Here is a 16,744-nt window from a genome sequence, read left to right as displayed (position 1 = left end):
ACAACAGAAGGAGACAAGCATGAAGAAAATCAGGATCAAGGCCGCGCTGTGCCTGGCCGGCGCGCTCGCCCTGCAGCCGCCCATCTGGGCGCAAGCTGCCACGGCCACCCCGACGCCGGGCAAGCCGGTCCGCATCGTCGTCACGGTGCCGCCGGGTGGTGGCATCGACACCATTGCGCGCCGCCTGGCGGCCAAGGTGGCGCCCGCAGTCGGACAGCCGGTGATCGTGGAGAACCGGCCAGGCGCATCGGGCATGCTCGGCGTGGACAACATCGTCAAGTCGGCGCCGGATGGCAGTTCGCTGATTCTGGCCGCGGGCTCCACCATCACGGTGCTGCCGCATCTGATGAAGAAGATGCCCTACGACGCGACCAGGGATCTCACGCCGATCACACAGATCGGTGTCACGCCGCTGGTGATGCTGGTCAAGGCCGAGAGCCCGGCGAAAGATCTCGCCGACTTCGTCGCCGCGGCCAAGGCCAGGCCCGGCACGCTGAGCTATGGCTCCTATGGCAACGGCACGCTCGGCCACCTGATCGGCGAGGTCTTCAAGCACGAGGCTGGCGTCGACCTGGTCCACGTGCCTTACAAGGGCTGTGCCGCTGCCATCAATKACCTGATCGGCGGGCAGGTGAGCGCAGTGTTCTGCGACATCGGTTCATCCGCCGCTTTCCTGCAGCCGGGCGGCCGACTGCGCGGCCTGTCCATCACCGGCACACGGCGAATCACGGCATATCCCACTGTTCCGACCTTTTCCGAGGCCGGTTATCCCACGCTCGGCCCGCTGGTCGGCTGGCTCGGCATTTTCGGGCCGGCCAATATGTCCAAGCCGCTGGTCGATGCGCTCGTGGCCGACTTTGGGAGCGTGATGAAGACCGCGGACATGCGCTCCGCACTCGCGCAGGTTGGCTACGAGATAGGCGGCCCGTCCGCCGCCGGTTTCGCAAAGACAGTGCAACAGGACACGCAGGTGTGGGGTCAACTGATCCAGCGCATCGGCGGCATCGCGCTGGAATGAGGCCAAGGTCATGCGCGAAGCCGTTATCGTCGCCACTGCCCGCACGCCGCTCACCAGGTCGTTTCGCGGCGAGTTCAACATCACGCCCGGTCCGGCACTGGCCGCCCACGCGGTGCGCGCCTGGCTGGTCACGTGCTGCTCGAAAGACGGCGCCGCAGGGCGAAGTATGCGGTGGTGACCATGTGCTCCGGCGGCATGGGTGCGGCCGGGCTCTTTGAAATATTCCGAGGCTTGCGATGGACTTGAACTTCACTACCGCCGAAGAGGCCTTCCGGGCCGAGGTGCGCGCCTTCCTCGCGGAGCGGCTGCCCGCCTCGCTAAGCACCAAGGTGGCCGAGGGCCGGACGCTGGGCAAAGCCGAGATGCAGCAGTGGCACGCCATCCTGCAGTCGCGCGGCTGGCTCGCGAGCCACTGGCCGCGCGAGCACGGCGGGCCGGGCTGGAACGCGGTCCTGCGCTACATCTTCGAGTACGAATGCGCGTTGGCCGATGCGCCGCGCACCGTGCCGTTCGGCCTGATCATGCTCGGGCCGGTGCTGATCCGGTATGGCACCGAGGCACAGAAGAAGCACTGGTTGCCGCGCATCCTCGACGGCTCCGACTGGTGGTGCCAGGGTTATTCCGAGCCCGGAGCGGGGTCGGACCTGGCGTCACTGACGACCACGGCCGTGCGCTCCGGCGACCACTACATCGTCAACGGCCAGAAGACATGGACCACGTTGGCGCAGCACGCCAACATGATCTTCTGCCTGGTGCGCACCGCCAGGGAGAAGCGCAAGCAGGCCGGCATCAGCTTCCTGTTGATCGACATGACTTCGCCCGGCGTCCAGGTGCGKCCGATCGTCACGCTGGATGGCGAGCATGAAGTCAACGAGGTGTTTTTTACCGACGTGCGCGTGCCGGTCGAAAACCTTGTGGGTGAGGAGAACGACGGCTGGACCTGCGCCAAGTATCTCCTCACGCATGAGCGCAACGCGGGTATCGGCTTCTCGGTCGTGGCGCTTCAGCGCCTGAAGGCGGTAGCGGCCAAGGTCATGAGCAACGGCCAGCCGCTGGGCCACGACCCGGCCTTCGCGGCACGCATGGCGCGCGTCGAGATCGACCTGGAGAACCTCAAGACGACCAATCTGCGCGTCACTGCCGCGGTCGCGAACGGTGGCGCGCCGGGACCGGAAAGCTCCGCGCTGAAGATTCTGGGTAGCGAGATCCGGCAGGAACTGGCCTCGCTCATCCGGCGCGCCGTCGGGCCATACGCGCAGCCGCAGTTGGGCGATGCGCAGGCCCTGGCGGGTGGGCCGGTGGAGGCCGCGACCGCGAGCGCGCAATACCTCAACAACCGCAAGCTGTCGATCTTCGGCGGCTCCAACGAGATTCAGCGCGACATCATCGCCAAGACGATGCTGCACCTGTGAAGGAGGGCGAATGAACTTCGAACTGACCGACGAGCGGAGGATGCTGGCCGACACGCTGCGCCGCTTCATCGCGGAGCAGTACAGCTTCGAGCGGCGCGAGCGCATCGCCGCATCGGCCGAGGGCTACAGCGCAGCGCTGTGGCAGCGCTTCGTCGAACTGGGCGCGGTCGGCGCACTCTTCGAGGAAATCGATGGTGGCTTCGGCGGCAGTGGCTTTGACATCGCGGTGGTGTTTGAGACCATTGGCGGCGGACTGGTGCTCGAACCGTTCCTGGCTACGCTGATGAGCGGCACGGCCCTCGCGCTAAACAGCAGCGGTGCGCATCGCGACTTGCTGGCCGACATCCTCGGCGGTCGCGTCCTGGCGGCTTTCGCACACGGCGAGCCTGGTTCGCGGTACGAGCACGCGCGCGTGGCGACGCGGGCGCGCCGTGTCAAAGGGCATTGGGTGCTCGACGGTGCCAAGGCGGTGGTTCGTCACGGCGAACAGGCCGGCTTCTTCATCGTCTCGGCGCGCACCGCGGGCAACGACGACGAGATGGCGGGCCTGTCGCTCTTCGTGTTGCCGGCGGACACTGCGGGGCTGGAGTTGCGCGGCTATGCACTTGTGGACGGGGGGCGCGGTGCCGATCTTGTGCTCGACGGCGTGCGCCTTTCCGACGGGGCGCTGATCGGCATCGAGGGCGAGGCCTTCGACGCCATCGAGCGCACCCTGGGGCATGGTGTGCTGGCGCTGTGTGCACAGGCACTCGGCGCGATGGAGGCCGCCAATGCGAGGACACTCGACTACCTGCGCACGCGCAAGCAGTTCGGCGCACCTATCGGCAGCAACCAGGCATTGCAGCACCGCATGGTCGACCTCTGGCTGGGCATCGCGCAGTCGCGCTCGAGCGTCATCAATGCGGCCAACGCGCTCCAGGCTGGGCGCATCGAGCGCGAGCGGGCTCTGTCGGCCGCCAAGGTCACGCTCGGCCGCGTGGGCACGCGCGTGGCCGAGGAGTGCATTCAGATGCACGGCGGTATCGGCATGACGTGGGAGCTGCCACTTTCGCACCTTGCCAAGGGCCTCGTCATGACCGACCACGCGCTGGGCGACGAGGACTACCACCTGGCACGCTACGTGAAGCTGGGACGCCGTTGAGGCTGCACCTCGCAGCGGCGCGGTTGGCAAAGGAGGGGTAGGCTGGCGCCATGTCCACCGTTTGGCCGCGAGCGGGGGCTAGATGAACTCTAGCCGTACACCGAGGAGAAGGCGCACAGATCCTTCTCTGAAGGATCCGGCACTTGCCAAAGGGCGGGCACTGGCGAGCCAGGCCGGCATGCGAGCGCTGGGGGGCATGCGTTCAGATATAATAAAAAGTCATTMCTCATGACAATGGCCGCATGGCGCGACGCATTCCCCCCCTGAATCCCTTGCGCGTGTTCGAGGTCGTTGCGCGGACCCAGAACCTGACGCTGGCGGCGCAGGAGTTGCATGTCTCGCAATCGGCGGTTAGCCGCCAGATCGCCGTGCTGGAGACCTACCTGGGCGTCGAACTGTTCCGGCGGGAGCGTCACGGCGTCACGCTGACCCGGATGGGGAAAGACTATGCCGAGGAAGTCGTTCCTGCMTTCGATGCCATCGCCGGCGCGACGGCCCGTTTGCTGGGCAGTACCTCGCAGGGCGCCTTGCGCGTGCGAACCTATACCACCTTCGCTGCAAAGTGGCTAATTCCGCGGCTGCACGATTTTCGTCGACAGCATCCTAGCATCGAGGTGCGCATAGACAACGCCACGCCCGATGTGGACTTTGACCGTGATCCCGCGGATCTGGCTATCCAATTTGGTGACGGACGCTGGCCACGAGTAAACAGCGACTTTCTTTTTCCCGACGAGATCGAGCCGGTGTGCACGCCGGATTACCTGAAGGGGCATCGTGGACCGCGGGGGAAGCTGGAATCGCTACTGCACCACCGCCTGCTGGTTTCCCACTATCGCCGCAACGACTGGGACGACTGGTTGATATTTGCCGGGATGGCCRAAGCCGCGACAGGCACCGAGCGAATGAGCTTCKGCAGTTCGGTTCTTACCTGGCAGGCGACGCTTGACGGGTTGGGCATTGCCATCGGCCAGATTGCCATGCTGAAAGCCGAGATTGAGGCAGGGCGGCTGGTACGTCCMTTCGCGCTGCCCTACCGCGGTGAGAAGGCCTACTACCTGGTACGCCCGAAGGTGCAGCGTGAGGCCAGAAAGATCGCTGTGTTTCGCGACTGGCTTCTTGAAACGGTCGCGATGGAGGCCGGCCGGGCGAACGACCGGTGAGCCCTCGACGCATGGCGCCATGGGCGACACAGGTTAGCTGACATTACATTTTGTTCTGGCTGGGTGCCAAACGCGAAGTTCACAACGCTGCTCCGATGGACGATCCTGACAACAGTCAACAGTCCAGATAAGCGAGGCAGACATGAACTTTGAACTCAGCGAAGAGCACCAGGCGTTTGCGGAATCGGTGCGGCGTTTCGCCCAGGACAAGCTAGCCCCCGGTGCACTCGAACGTGCCCATTCCGCCCAATATCCCTGGGATGCCGCACAAATGCTGGCAGAACAGGGCTTGCTTGGCATCGCGTTCCCTGAGGAAGATGGCGGACAAGGCGGCACCTTGATGCACGCCGTGATCGCGATCCAGGAAGTGGCCCTGGTGTGTCCCAAGAGCGCGGATATCGTGCAGGCGGGCAACTTCGGTCCAATCCGCACCTTCGTGGAGTACGCAACGGCGGAGCAGAAGGCGCGTTTCCTGCCTGACCTGCTGGCAGGGAAAAAGCTCATTGCGCTCGGCATGACCGAACCGGAAGCCGGCTCGGCCGTCACGGAACTGAAGACCTCGGCAAGGCGTGACGGCGATCACTATGTGATCAACGGCAGCAAKATCTTCTCGACGCACAGTCMCGAGGCAGAGTTGTTCCTGATCTACGTGCGCTTTGGTCCGGGCGTCGGCGGGATTGGCTCGGTGCTGGTGGAGCGCGGCGCGCCGGGCTTTCAGGTGGGTGAGCCGTCGAAATTCATGAGCGGCGAAGCGTGGTGCCAGCTCTATTTCGAGGACTGCCGCATTCCGGCCAACAACCTCTTGCTTGGTGAAGGCGGCTTCAAGCGACAGATTTCCGGCTTCAACGTTGAACGTCTCGGCAATTCGTCGCGATCGCTGGCGCTGGGCCGCCACTGCTTCAACGTCGCCCGGGAGCACGCCAGGATTCGCAAGCAATTTGGTCGCGAACTGTGCGAATTCCAGGGGATMCAGTGGAAGTTTGCCGAAATGGCATTGAAGCTGGAATCCGCGCAACTGCTGCTGTACCGCGCCGCCATGGAGGGTGAGCATGGCCTGCCTTCGGCGCATAGCACGGCCATGGCGAAACTGGCTTGCAACCAGGCCGGATGGGATGTCGCCAACGAAGCGCTGCAAGTAATGGGTGGTATGGGCTACAGCCAGGAGTCGATTGTCGAATACTGCCTGCGCCGGATCCGCGGCTGGATGATCGCCGGCGGCTCGATTGAAATGCTGAAGAACCGGATTGCCGAAGGCGTGTTCGAGCGTTCGTTCTCGCAGCGCCCCCCCAAGGCTGGCTGACGCGCCCGCACCCCATAATCAAAATCGAACCGGAGACAACCATGTTTGCAAGACTAAGCCGCGCCCCAGCGCTCTCGCTGGCTTCGCTGGTGCTGGCACTGGGAAGCGGCGGCGCCAGCGCGGACCCCGCATCTGAGTATCCGAACCGGCCTGTGCGCGTGGTCGTTGGCTATCAGGCAGGCGGCCCTACCGATGTGGTTGCGAGGCTGCTGGCCAAGCAATTGCAGACTACGTTCGGGCAGCCGTTCGTGGTGGAGAACAAGCCCGGCGCCGGCTCCAATATCGCCTCAGACCAGGTCGCCGGCGCCAAGGCCGACGGCTATACGCTGCTGTTTGCTGCAGCGCCGATCGCCTCGAACGGATTCGTCTACAAGAATCTGAAGTGGGACGTCCGCAAGAGCTTTGAGCCGATCTCGCAGGTCATGTCGGCACCTGCGATCCTGGCAGTGAGCCCGACCTTGCCTGTGCATACGGTTGCGGAACTGATCGCGCTCGCCAAGAAGCAACCGGGGAAGCTGTCGTTTGCCTCGACCGGGACTKGCGGCACCCAGCACCTGGCCGGGGAAATGCTAAAACAACACGCCGGCATCAACATGATCCATGTCCCCTACAAGGGCGCGTCGGGCGTGATTACCGACCTGATCGCAGGCAATGTTTCCATGGCATTCATGACCTCGGTCTCCGCGATGCCGTATCTCAAGGCCGGGCAATTCCGTCCCATCGCGGTGACGGCGCCGAAGCGGCTGGCGCTGCTGCCCAACGTGCCAACCATGGCGGAAGCCGGTGTGCCCGGACTCGAAGTGGATTCCTGGAGCGGCCTGTTCGCCCCGGCTGGTACGCCGCGACCTATCGTCGAGAAGCTGCAGCAGGCTGTCATCAAGGCGGTCGGGACCACGGAAATGCGGGACAACCTGCAGCCGCAAGGGGCTGTGCTGGTGGGCAATACATCGAGTGAGTTCAAGGCCTATATCGACAAGGATGTCGAGCACATGGCCAAGACCTTCAAGACAGTGAAAGTAACGTTGGACTAAACATGAATACCGCTTCGAACCAACCTGATCATGCACTCGCCCAAGCTCTGCTGGCCCCCCGCAGCGTCGCACTGTTCGGTGCCTCGGACGATGCTGCGAAGACTGCAGGGCGGCCCCTGAAGTTCTTGCGTGCCGCGGGATACGCAGGGAAGGTCTACCCGGTCAATCCGAACCGGCAGACTGTCCAGGGCGAGACCGCATATCAGAGCCTGGCCGCGCTGCCGGAGGTTCCGGAGCATGTCTTTATCCTGACGCCGACCGACACGGTGCTGGATGCGGTGCGCGAATGCGCGCGTCTTGGCGTCAAGGTCGTCACCATCCTGGCGAGCGGGTTCTCGGAATCCGGGCCGGATGGCGCCGCACGGGAGGAAGCGCTGCGCGAACTGAGCCGCGCCACCGGGGTCCGCGTGCTGGGGCCAAGCAGTCTTGGCGTAATCAATCCGGAGGCGGGGCTCGTGCTCACCGCGAATGCCGCGTTTGCCGAGCCGGAGCTGCCGCGCGGGAAGGTCTTCGTGGCATCCCACAGCGGCAGCATGATTGGCGCGCTGGTCTCACGGGGCAAGGCACGTGGCGTGGGCTTCGCCGGCCTGGTATCGGTTGGCGGCGAGGCTGATCTCTGTGTCGGCGAGATCTGTGCCGCAACCCTGGACGATCCGGGTATCGAAGGCTATTTGCTGTTCCTGGAAAGCCTGCGCCACGGTGACAAATTGCGAGCCTTTGCGCTGGAGGCGGCCAAACGGGGCAAGCCKGTGATTGCCTACAAGCTGGGGCGCTCAGCTGCAGCCGCTGAAATKGCTGCCACCCACACCGGCGCGCTGGCGGGCGAAGACGACATTGCCGATGCCTTCCTGAAGGATCTGGGCATTGCCCGCGTTGGCGTTATCGAAGCGCTGCTTGAAGCGTTCCCGCTGGCCAGGCGCATTCCGCTTGAAGCCGAGGGTGCCCCGCGGCGGCGCGTCGGGGTCGTCACCACGACGGGCGGCGGCGCAGCCATGGTGGTCGACCAACTTGGCATCCGCGACGTGGTGGTAGAGCCGGCATCGCCGGCCACGCTGGCCAGGCTCGAAGCAGCCGGAATCGCTGTCTCCGCCGGCCGCGTGCTGGATCTGACCCTGGMCGGCACGAACTATGGCGTCATGAAAGGTGCCMTCGACATTATGTTTGACGCCCCCGAGTTTGACGTGGTGCTGGCGGTGGTGGGCTCCTCTGCTCGCTTCCAGCCCCAGCTCGCAGTMAAGCCGATCACCGACAGCGCGGCGAGCCGCAAGCCGCTCGCGGCAATGCTGGTGCCGGACGCGCCCGAAGCGCTTGCGTCGCTGACCAAGGCAGGCGTGCCGTGCTTCCGGTCGCCGGAGGCCTGCGCGGATGCAATTGCGTCCGTGCTTGCCCGCAGGTTACCGGGGGTGCAGCCCACGGCTGGCGTTGCGCCAGCGGTATCGGCAACGCCGCTGAACGAGGCGCAGGCATACGGCATCCTGGACGAGGTCGGTGTGCCGCATGCACCTGCAGTCACGCTGCCGTTGGCCGGGCCGGCAGGCCGGCTTCCGTTCGATTTCCCGRTCGTAGCGAAGGTATGCTCGGAAGAGATTCCGCACAAGACCGAAGTCGGCGGCGTGGTGCTCGGTATTCAGGACCACGCCCAGCTTGACGCGGCACTGGCGACGCTGCGACAGAACCTGGCGGAGCGCGCGCCGGGCAAGCGCTGCGATGAAGTCCTGGTGCAGCCGATGAGCAAGGGTCTGACGGAAGTGCTCGTAGGCTACCGCGTCGATGCMGAAGCGGGTCMGATCGTKATGCTGGCGGCCGGTGGCATCTGGGCCGAAGTCGCGCGTGACCGCAGTATCCGGCTCGCGCCGGTCAGCGTCGAGGTAGCGCGTGAAATGATTACCGAGGTGAAGGCGCTGAAAACAGTCTCGGGTTTGCGGGGTAAACAGCGGGGGGACCTGGAAGCCCTCGCCAGGGCCGTTTCCGCACTCTCGCAGCTCGCAGTGAAGCCGGACCTGCGGATTGCCGAGGCGGAAGTGAATCCGCTCATGGTGTTCCCGGAAGGCCACGGGGTACTGGCGGTAGATGCACTGGTGCTGAAGTGGTGACAAGGGCATCGCCCGCTTGCAACAGGCCAGGGACCGATGACCTGCTCAGCCGGCTCGATGCCATGGCCGTGGTTCACCGGGTCCAGTGCGGCGGCGCGCAGGTCGTGTGGCGGCAGTTCGGGCAAGGTTCGCCGCTGGTGCTGATCCATGGCGGGCATGGTAGCTGGATGCACTGGATCAGGAATATCGAGGCGCTAGGCAGGGAGCATACGCTGTGGCTGCCCGACCTACCCGGCTTTGGCGACTCCGGCACCCTCGACGGCGATCCGCACGCCACCGACCGCCTTGCGCGGCTGGTCGGCACAGTGGCAGGCAGCCTCGACGATTTACTGGGTCGCACCAGCAGGTTCGGGCTTGCAGGCTTTTCCTTTGGCGGGGTCGTTGCGGCTCACATGGCGGCAAGCATGCCCAATGTCGAGCGGCTGGMATTGCTGGGCTCCGCCGGCMATGGCGGCCCCCGGCGCCAGGGGGCGGAAATGGTCAACTGGCGCACGGACGACCGCGGCCAGATGCTCGCTGCGCTCAGGCACAACCTGGGCGCGCTCATGCTGCACGACCAGGGCAGCATCGACGCACTTGCCATGGATCTGCATGAGCGCATGTGCAAGGCCACCCGGTTCCATAGCAAGGCGCTTTCCAGAAAGCCGCTGCTGCGCGATGCGCTATCGAGTTTCAGTGGCCCGACGCTACTGATGTGGGGCGAGCACGATGTCACTGCGCAGGCGGTCGAGGCCGCACAGCAACTCGCCAGCGGAGTATCGCATCGCGACTGGTGCGTGGTACCCGGAGCGGGGCATTGGGTCCAGTATGAACGCCCGCTCGAAGTCAACCAGCTATTGTCGCGATGGTTTTCGCGCGCCTGAAGCAGCGGTCGGGACGGGCGGCGTGGGGCGCCAGGATTCATGAATAGAATTCACGACAACTTGCCGATATTCCCGGCTAGTTCCAACTCTCCTGCCACGGTAACCTTCGTGGATCAATGCCGGTCGCTTCCGTAGCGCAGTCTGATGGCGAGCATGACTCGCGCCGGCACACCAGGAGTAATGATGATCAAAGTGACACCGATCGGCTCACAACCATCAAAGGACGGGCCGGAGGAATTCTTTACCGGTAGCGTACGAATCGATTCCCTTTTTCAGGCGGAAGCGCCGGCGCGCGTCGGCGGTGCGACAGTGATCTTCGGGCCGGGAGCACGCACTGCATGGCATAGCCATCCACTCGGCCAGACGCTGCTTGTCACGGCAGGCACGGGCCTCGTGCAGCAATGGGGCGCGCCGGTCCAGACGATCCGCTCCKGGGATCTGGTCTGGATCCCTCCATCCACCAAGCATTGGCACGGCGCGACGGCGGCCACGAGCATGACGCACATCGCCATCGCGGAGTCTCTCGATGGCAAGGTAGTGGACTGGATGGAACAAGTTTGCGCCGAGCAGTACGAGGGGAGCGCCTGACAGGGGACCGCTCGATAGCATGTCGAGTGGGTGACATCACATCAACGAGGAACATAGCTATGCTTGGCACCGTTCTCTATGGCCCGCGCGACGTGCGCTACGAAGAGCGCCCGGAGCCGCGGATTCTGAAACCAACCGACGCCGTCATCCGCCTGTCGGCGAGCTGCATCTGCGGTTCTGATCTTTGGCCGTATCGCGGGCTCAACGAGGTCACGGAACCGCAGGCGATGGGGCACGAGTATTGCGGCATCGTCGAGGAGGTCGGCAGCGAGGTCACGTCGGTGCGTCCGGGTCAGTTTGTGGTCGGTTCGTTCTGCCTTTCCGACAACACATGCCCACATTGCCGCTTCGGATATCAGTCCTCATGCCAGCAGCGCKAATTCATGAGCGGTGCGCAGGCGCCGCGCGCGCGCGTGCCGCTGGCCGATGGCACGCTGATCGCGACGGCGGAGCTGCCGCCCGAGGATCTGATACCGAGCCTGCTAGCGGTGTCGGATGTGCTGGGAACCGGTTGGTATGCGGCGGACGCGGCAAACGTGCGGCCGGGCTCTACGGTAGTCGTGGTTGGCGACGGTGCCGTTGGGCTGATGGGCGTGCTGGCCGCCAGGCAGATGGGCGCCGGGCGCATCATTGCGATGAGCCGCCACAAGACGCGCCAGGACCTTGCGCTGGAGTTCGGTGCGACCGACATCATCACGGAACGCGGCGATGCCGGTGTGCAGCGGATCAAGGAAATGACTCATGGTATCGGGGCGGATTCAGTCCTGGAATGCGTCGGGACGCGCGAAGCGATGATGCAAGCCATCGATGCCACACGGCCGGGCGGATCGGTTGGCTATGTCGGGGTGCCGCATGGCGTCGAGCTGGAAGGCCAGCGGCTGTTCTTCACCCAGACGCGGCTGCATGGCGGTCCCGCCCCGGTGCGGCGCTATCTGCCAGACCTCATCGATCTCGTGCTCCAGCGCAAGATCGAGCCGGGCAAGGTGTTCGACTTGAAGCTGCCGCTCGCCGAGGTGGCCGAGGGCTACAAGGCGATGGACGAGCGCCGGGCGATCAAGGTGCTGCTGCAGCCCTGACTGTGCCACCACTGCATCGGCTTGGATGTGAGACAACTAGCCGATAGAATCCACACATCTTCTTGAGCTGGATTCGTGAATGCCACGCGAAAACTTCAATGATCTGCTGGCCTTCATTGCTGTCGCAAGGGAGCACAGCTTCACGCGCGCCGCGGGGCAGCTGGGCGTCTCGCAGTCGGCGCTCAGCCATTCGATCCGGTCTCTGGAATCCCGCCTTGGCGTGCGTTTGCTGACACGTACGACGCGCAGCGTGTCGACCACGGCGCCGGGCGAACGCTTGCTTCAGTCCGTTGCGCCGCAGTTTGAAGAGATCGAGGCGGAGTTATCGAACGTGGGTGAGTTGCGCGACAAGCCCGCCGGAACGCTGCGCATCACCGCGACCGAGCATGCGGCCAATACGGTGTTGTGGCCAAGACTGGTGGACGTGCTGCCGCGGTATCCGGACATCCGTATCGAGGTCTGCATTGACTACGGGCTGACCGACATTGTGGCGAACCGGTTCGATGCAGGGATTCGGCCGGGCGACCAAGTGGCCAAGGACATGACCGCCGTACGCATCGGCCCGGATATGCCAATGGCGGTGGTCGCCACCCCAGGATACTTTGCGACGCGGCCGCAACCTGCGGCTCCACAGGAGCTGACCGGGCATTGCTGTATCAACCTGCGCTTGCCGACGCAAGGTGGCCTGTATGCGTGGGAATTCAAGAAGGGGAGGCGTTCATTGCAGGTGCGGGTGAATGGCCAGCTCGTGCTCGACAATGTCGCGCAGATCGTTGCGACATGTCTGGCCGGATTCGGGATCGGCTATGTGCCACTGAGCGCCGTGGATACGGCCATTGCGCAGGGCCAGCTGGTGCGGGTGCTGGCAGACTGGTCGCCGGTCTTTCCGGGCTATCACCTTTACTACCCCAATAGCCGACACTCGTCGCGCGCGCTTGCCGTGCTGGTGGAGGCGCTGCGCGAGAACGTGTGAACGGTCGACGGGCGCATCGGCCGTCGATTGCTGGAATCGCCGCGCCAGATCGCCGAACTCGATGTGGTCTTGCGCAACGATGCCGTCCTTGCCGGCCAACGATGCCAGGGAGCGGCTGCGGCCGTTCGCCCGGATGGTTCCGTTGGCAAAACTGGCRTCGGAGACGTTCATGCCGGCCCGTCAATGACTATGTCGGGCACGACGCCCCCGCCCTTTGCGCGGCGAGGTGCCGCGAGAGCAGTGACGTAGCCAGGCTGCCGATGCCGGCCGCACCCATGATCCATGCCATGGTCCAGGGGGTGCCGTCCGAAAACCAGCCAACCATGGCGGCACTCAGGATGCCGCTGCCGTAGTGCATGGCGCCGACTACCGACGATGCCGAGCCAGCCTTGTGCGGAAACGCGGCAAGCGCGCCGGCCACCGAGTTGGCGACGATAAAGCCGTTCATGGACATGTACACGAAGATAGGCAGGACCAGGCCGGTCAGACCGCCCCAGCCGAAGCGGGCGTCCAGCGCAAGGACCACACCCGAAATCGCCAGGACCCAGGTGCCCAGGTGAAAGAGGCGCTCGCTTCCAAGTGTCTTCAGCAGGCGTGCGTTGACAAAATTGGCCGCCATCATCCCAATGATGTTCACGCCGAACAGCAGGCCGTAAGCCCGAKGGGTGACATGGTAATAGTCGATGTAGGCAAACGGCGTCGCGACAATAAACGTATAGGCCCCGGCATAGAAGAATCCGCCCGAGAAGGCATAGCCGATCAGCCGCGGGTCGCTGACGAGCGCGAGGTAGTCCCGCACGACATGGCGCATCGGCGTGGTCGTCCGGCGGGCGGGCGGCAGCGTTTCCGGCAATGCCCGCAATGCAAACATCGTCAGCAGGCCCACGATGGCAAGGCTCCAGAAGATGCCTTGCCAGGACCACCACGCCAGGATCTGGCTACCGAGCAAGGGGCCCAGCAGCGGCGCCACGCCCATGATCAGGATCAGCGTCGACAGGACGCGCGCCGCATCGTCGCGCGCGTACAGATCGCGGACCATGGCACGTGACAGCACCGGCCCGACACAGGCGCCGAGGGCCTGGACCACCCGCCATCCCATCATCTGCCAAACGCTCGTTGACATTGCGCATCCGGCCGAACCAATAGTGAACAGGACCAGGCCGAGTGCAATGGGCAGTCGCCTGCCATGACGGTCTCCGACGGGGCCCCAGATCAGTTGGCCAATGCTGAACCCGATCAGGAATGCGGAGAACGTCAGTTGGAGGCTGGCCGGGTTCGCATGCATCATCCGGCTGATGGTCGGCAGCGCGGGCAGGTACATGTCCGTCGAGATAGATGCGAACGACATCAGCGCGCTGAGGATCAGCATCAGCCGCAGCGTTGCCTCKGGCTGTGCGGCGTGGGTCGGGGCGGTCGGTGACTGGGGCGGGATCATGCGTTCTGAAAGCAGGGGCGGGTTTGCCCCCAAACTGGGCGTTTTTGGTTACCCCAATGCTACGGACTGCCGAGCCGCAGATTAAGACAGCAACGGCGCATGTGATCTTGAGCCAGATTCATGAATGGCGTCCAGTTTGGCCGCCCCCGGACGCCATCACCGAACGGAATCAGCGCCGATGCCGCAACGCCTCGACCACGATGGCGAGTGCGCGGGACGATTGCCGGCGGCTGGGATAGTAGAGGTAGTAGCCGGGATAAGGCTGGCACCAGTMGTCGAGMACGCGGATCAGGCTGCCGTTGGCGATATGCTCCAGCGCCATGCCTTCAGGCACATAGCCCAGGCCTTGCCCGGCCAGCGCCGCGCGCAACATTGGCGAACTGCTATTGAAGGTCCAGCGCCCGTTCACGCGCGCCTTGAGACTGTGCTTGCCCTTGGCAAATTCCCACTGCAGCAGGCTACCGTAGGTTGGCAGCCGGAGATTGATGCAGTCGTGTGCGGACAGATCCTGTGGATGCTTCGGCTGCTTGCGTCCGGAAAAATAGGCCGGGGAGCCGACCACGGCCATGCGCTGGTCTGGGCCGATACGCACGGCAATCATGTCCTTCGCCACCTGATCGCCAATGCGAACGCCTGCATCGTAGCGCTGCGACACGATGTCCGCCAGCGAGTAATCGACCGTAATCTCGACGTGGATGTCGGGATAGTCCTTCAGGCCCTCCAACAGCTTTGGCCACAACACGCTGTTGGCGGCGTGTTCGGCCGAATTGATCCGGATCGTGCCGGCCGGCTTGTCCCGGAACTCGCCAATCGCGGACAACTCGGCGTCGATGTTGTCGAACCGTGGCGCGACGCTGGCGAACAAGCGCGCGCCGGCTTCGGTGGTCGAGACATTGCGCGTCGTGCTGACCAGCAGCTTGACRCCAAGCCGGGCTTCGAGTCCCCGCACTGCATGGCTCAACGCGGACGGTGTCACGTCCAGCTTCGCCGCCGCGCGCGTAAAGCTGCCCTCGCGCGCAACATGGACGAAAGCGAGCAAATCATTGATGTCTTCTCTTGCCATGCGGGCCTTTGGCTCAGGTTCGTATCCGTGCGTATGGTATCCGGCAGTTCCCGATCTGGTCCTACAAAAGTAGTCCCGACGCCAAGCGGCTGGCCGGGTTGGCAGACAGTGGTGCAATACCCTCGCTGTCTTGCGTGGGCGATGCCTCGTAGCACCCTTTCACGAATTTTGTCCCATACATCACCTTGGCGCGTTGCGAGCGTCGACCCGCAGTATGAGTGCCTGCGCATTCAGTGCCTTTTCTCAATGGCTGTGGCTGTGCCACATTGCTACCGGACACAATCGGACCGCTGTGCCTTCCGCCTCGCTCGCGGTAGATCGGCGGCCCCGCAATTGATTCCTGTTGAGAAACCGTGTTTTTCCATCGCCGCCGAGCATGACGACGCATGCGTGGGCTCCGCGGGATATCATGGTCGAAGGCCGTCGCTTCAGGAGAACCGCTCACGAAGCCGCGGGCGGATGAATCCAGGCCGGAAGCTGCTGCACTAATTGCTTGGCCGCCGCGCGCACTTCTGCCACGGCTTGCTCGATGATGGGCGACAAGGATGAGCCCTTGCGCCTGACGATGCCGACGGATCGGATCGGGCCATCCTCGATCTGGCAGAGGCGCATGCCCCGCAAATCCAGCAACGGCATGATGCCCAGGTAGGGTTGGATCGCGATTCCCACCTCTTGGCGCACGAACCCCGCTGCGGTGGCCACCTGGTCAAACGAGAGCTTCGGCCGGAAGACGATGCCTCGCTGCAGGAAGGCCGCGTTCACGTACTCCTTGGCGGTGCTTGCGTCGGTGCCGCTGATGAGCGGCAGTTCGGGAAGCTCTTCCATGCGCATGACTGGCCGCACCATCTTTTTCCATGCTGCTGGTGCCAGAAGGGCAAAACGGTCGCGCATGATTTCCTCGTACTCCAGTTCGGGGTGCGAGGGGGCGGCGGAGGCCAGGGCGAAATCCACCTGGTAGTTGATCAGGCGCTGGATCGTGGAGGCGTTGGTGCCGTCGTAGATGGTGAAGCGTGTCCCGGCGAAGCGGCTCTCCAGTTTGGCGCACACGCCCGGAAGCACGGTGTTCGCCAGCGATGAGATAGCGGCGATGGCCATATGGTGGGCCTCCAGGTCGGTCAGGCTCTGCAGGCGTTGAAGGCCGCTGTCGAATTCGCCTACGACGCGCCTTGCCAGCGAGGTCATGCGCTCGCCGACCGGCGTCAGGCGCACCGAGCGCGTCGAGCGCTCGAACAGAACGACGCCCAGCGCATCCTCCAGGTCCTTCACGGCCTTGCGCAGCGATGGTTGCGTCACGAAGAACTGCTCGGCCGTGCGGCTGAAGTTGAGCGACTTGGCAAGGGCCAGGAAGATCCGGAGTTGGCGGGGTGTCACATTCACTCTGTMATCCTTTCGTCGTGCGGATTCGATGGCTTCACGGCGCAGCGAGTAGGCGGGATGGCGCTMTAGTACAACATCCCGTAAATAGATTTAATAATTATCAGGCTGTAGGTACGGCTCCAGGAGCGTGACGACCACCTGGGCCATCTCGTMGAGCGAGCCTGCGCCTGGCAACGGCTCCCAACGCCCACTATGGTTGCGAAAGGCGGCGCCA

The 16,744-nt window shown here is 64.3% G+C and carries 15 protein-coding genes; 12 read left to right on the top strand and 3 right to left on the bottom strand.

Annotated features, from left to right (window positions below; genetic code table 11):
• The first annotated feature begins 19 nt into the window (after positions 1–19).
• The 12 genes from AC1DKV_RS28480 (at position 20) to AC1DKV_RS28425 (ending at position 12,655) form a co-directional block, all read left to right on the top strand.
• Entirely contained in the window at positions 20–1,018 is a 999-nt protein-coding gene (locus tag AC1DKV_RS28480; RefSeq protein WP_477138510.1) for a Bug family tripartite tricarboxylate transporter substrate binding protein, read from the top strand.
• A 10-nt stretch (positions 1,019–1,028) separates the two neighbouring features.
• Positions 1,029–1,196 carry a hypothetical protein gene (locus AC1DKV_RS28475; RefSeq protein WP_441622307.1) on the top strand — a complete coding sequence of 56 codons (168 nt, stop codon included), beginning with the start codon at positions 1,029–1,031 and terminating at the stop codon, positions 1,194–1,196.
• Between the two features lie 58 nt (positions 1,197–1,254).
• A complete protein-coding gene (locus AC1DKV_RS28470; RefSeq protein WP_441622305.1) occupies positions 1,255–2,430 on the top strand; it encodes an acyl-CoA dehydrogenase family protein in 1,176 nt (391 codons plus the stop codon).
• 10 nt (positions 2,431–2,440) lie between these two features.
• Positions 2,441–3,571 carry an acyl-CoA dehydrogenase family protein gene (locus tag AC1DKV_RS28465; RefSeq protein WP_441622303.1) on the top strand — a complete coding sequence of 377 codons (1,131 nt, stop codon included), beginning with the start codon at positions 2,441–2,443 and terminating at the stop codon, positions 3,569–3,571.
• A gap of 242 nt (positions 3,572–3,813) precedes the next feature.
• Complete coding sequence (gene gcvA / locus AC1DKV_RS28460; protein WP_477138509.1) at positions 3,814–4,731, top strand: transcriptional regulator GcvA; 918 nt, start codon at positions 3,814–3,816, stop codon at positions 4,729–4,731.
• Between the two features lie 142 nt (positions 4,732–4,873).
• Complete coding sequence (locus tag AC1DKV_RS28455) at positions 4,874–6,031, top strand: acyl-CoA dehydrogenase family protein (protein WP_477138508.1); 1,158 nt, start codon at positions 4,874–4,876, stop codon at positions 6,029–6,031.
• Positions 6,032–6,120: 89 nt separating this feature from the next.
• The gene (locus tag AC1DKV_RS28450) at positions 6,121–7,062 is read left to right on the top strand and encodes a Bug family tripartite tricarboxylate transporter substrate binding protein (RefSeq protein WP_477138507.1); all 942 of its coding nucleotides are present in this window, start codon (positions 6,121–6,123) and stop codon (positions 7,060–7,062) included.
• Positions 7,063–7,064: 2 nt separating this feature from the next.
• The gene (locus AC1DKV_RS28445) at positions 7,065–9,155 is read left to right on the top strand and encodes an acetate--CoA ligase family protein (RefSeq protein ID WP_477138506.1); all 2,091 of its coding nucleotides are present in this window, start codon (positions 7,065–7,067) and stop codon (positions 9,153–9,155) included.
• Between the two features lie 62 nt (positions 9,156–9,217).
• Positions 9,218–10,018 (top strand): alpha/beta fold hydrolase, encoded by an 801-nt coding sequence (locus AC1DKV_RS28440; protein WP_477138505.1) that lies wholly within the window; start codon positions 9,218–9,220, stop codon positions 10,016–10,018.
• 183 nt (positions 10,019–10,201) lie between these two features.
• Positions 10,202–10,606 (top strand): (R)-mandelonitrile lyase, encoded by a 405-nt coding sequence (locus AC1DKV_RS28435; RefSeq protein ID WP_477138527.1) that lies wholly within the window; start codon positions 10,202–10,204, stop codon positions 10,604–10,606.
• Positions 10,607–10,665: 59 nt separating this feature from the next.
• Entirely contained in the window at positions 10,666–11,682 is a 1,017-nt protein-coding gene (locus AC1DKV_RS28430; protein WP_477138504.1) for a zinc-dependent alcohol dehydrogenase family protein, read from the top strand.
• Between the two features lie 79 nt (positions 11,683–11,761).
• A complete protein-coding gene (locus AC1DKV_RS28425) occupies positions 11,762–12,655 on the top strand; it encodes a LysR family transcriptional regulator (RefSeq protein ID WP_441622287.1) in 894 nt (297 codons plus the stop codon).
• Between the two features lie 187 nt (positions 12,656–12,842).
• On the opposite strand, the gene AC1DKV_RS28420 is transcribed toward AC1DKV_RS28425, so the two are convergent.
• The 3 genes from AC1DKV_RS28420 to AC1DKV_RS28410 form a co-directional block, all read right to left on the bottom strand.
• Positions 12,843–14,090, bottom strand: coding sequence for a Bcr/CflA family multidrug efflux MFS transporter (locus tag AC1DKV_RS28420; protein WP_477138503.1), 1,248 nt, complete (start codon positions 14,088–14,090; stop codon positions 12,843–12,845).
• 169 nt (positions 14,091–14,259) lie between these two features.
• Entirely contained in the window at positions 14,260–15,153 is an 894-nt protein-coding gene (locus AC1DKV_RS28415) for a LysR family transcriptional regulator (protein ID WP_477138502.1), read from the bottom strand.
• Between the two features lie 441 nt (positions 15,154–15,594).
• Positions 15,595–16,524 (bottom strand): LysR family transcriptional regulator, encoded by a 930-nt coding sequence (locus AC1DKV_RS28410; protein WP_441622373.1) that lies wholly within the window; start codon positions 16,522–16,524, stop codon positions 15,595–15,597.
• Positions 16,525–16,744: the final 220 nt, after the last annotated feature.

It is taken from the genome of Cupriavidus sp. 05T41 (assembly GCF_056396525.1).
Note: the sequence above shows the minus strand (reverse complement) of the source record. Positions and strands in the feature narration are given on the sequence as shown.

Bases quoted from the DNA above. Each gene is read 5' to 3' on its own strand.
- AC1DKV_RS28475 (WP_441622307.1), top strand. From the start codon at position 1,029: ATGCGCGAAGCCGTTATCGTCGCCACTGCCCGCACGCCGCTCACCAGG.
- AC1DKV_RS28465 (WP_441622303.1), top strand. From the start codon at position 2,441: ATGAACTTCGAACTGACCGACGAGCGGAGGATGCTGGCCGACACGCTG.
- AC1DKV_RS28425 (WP_441622287.1), top strand. From the start codon at position 11,762: ATGCCACGCGAAAACTTCAATGATCTGCTGGCCTTCATTGCTGTCGCA.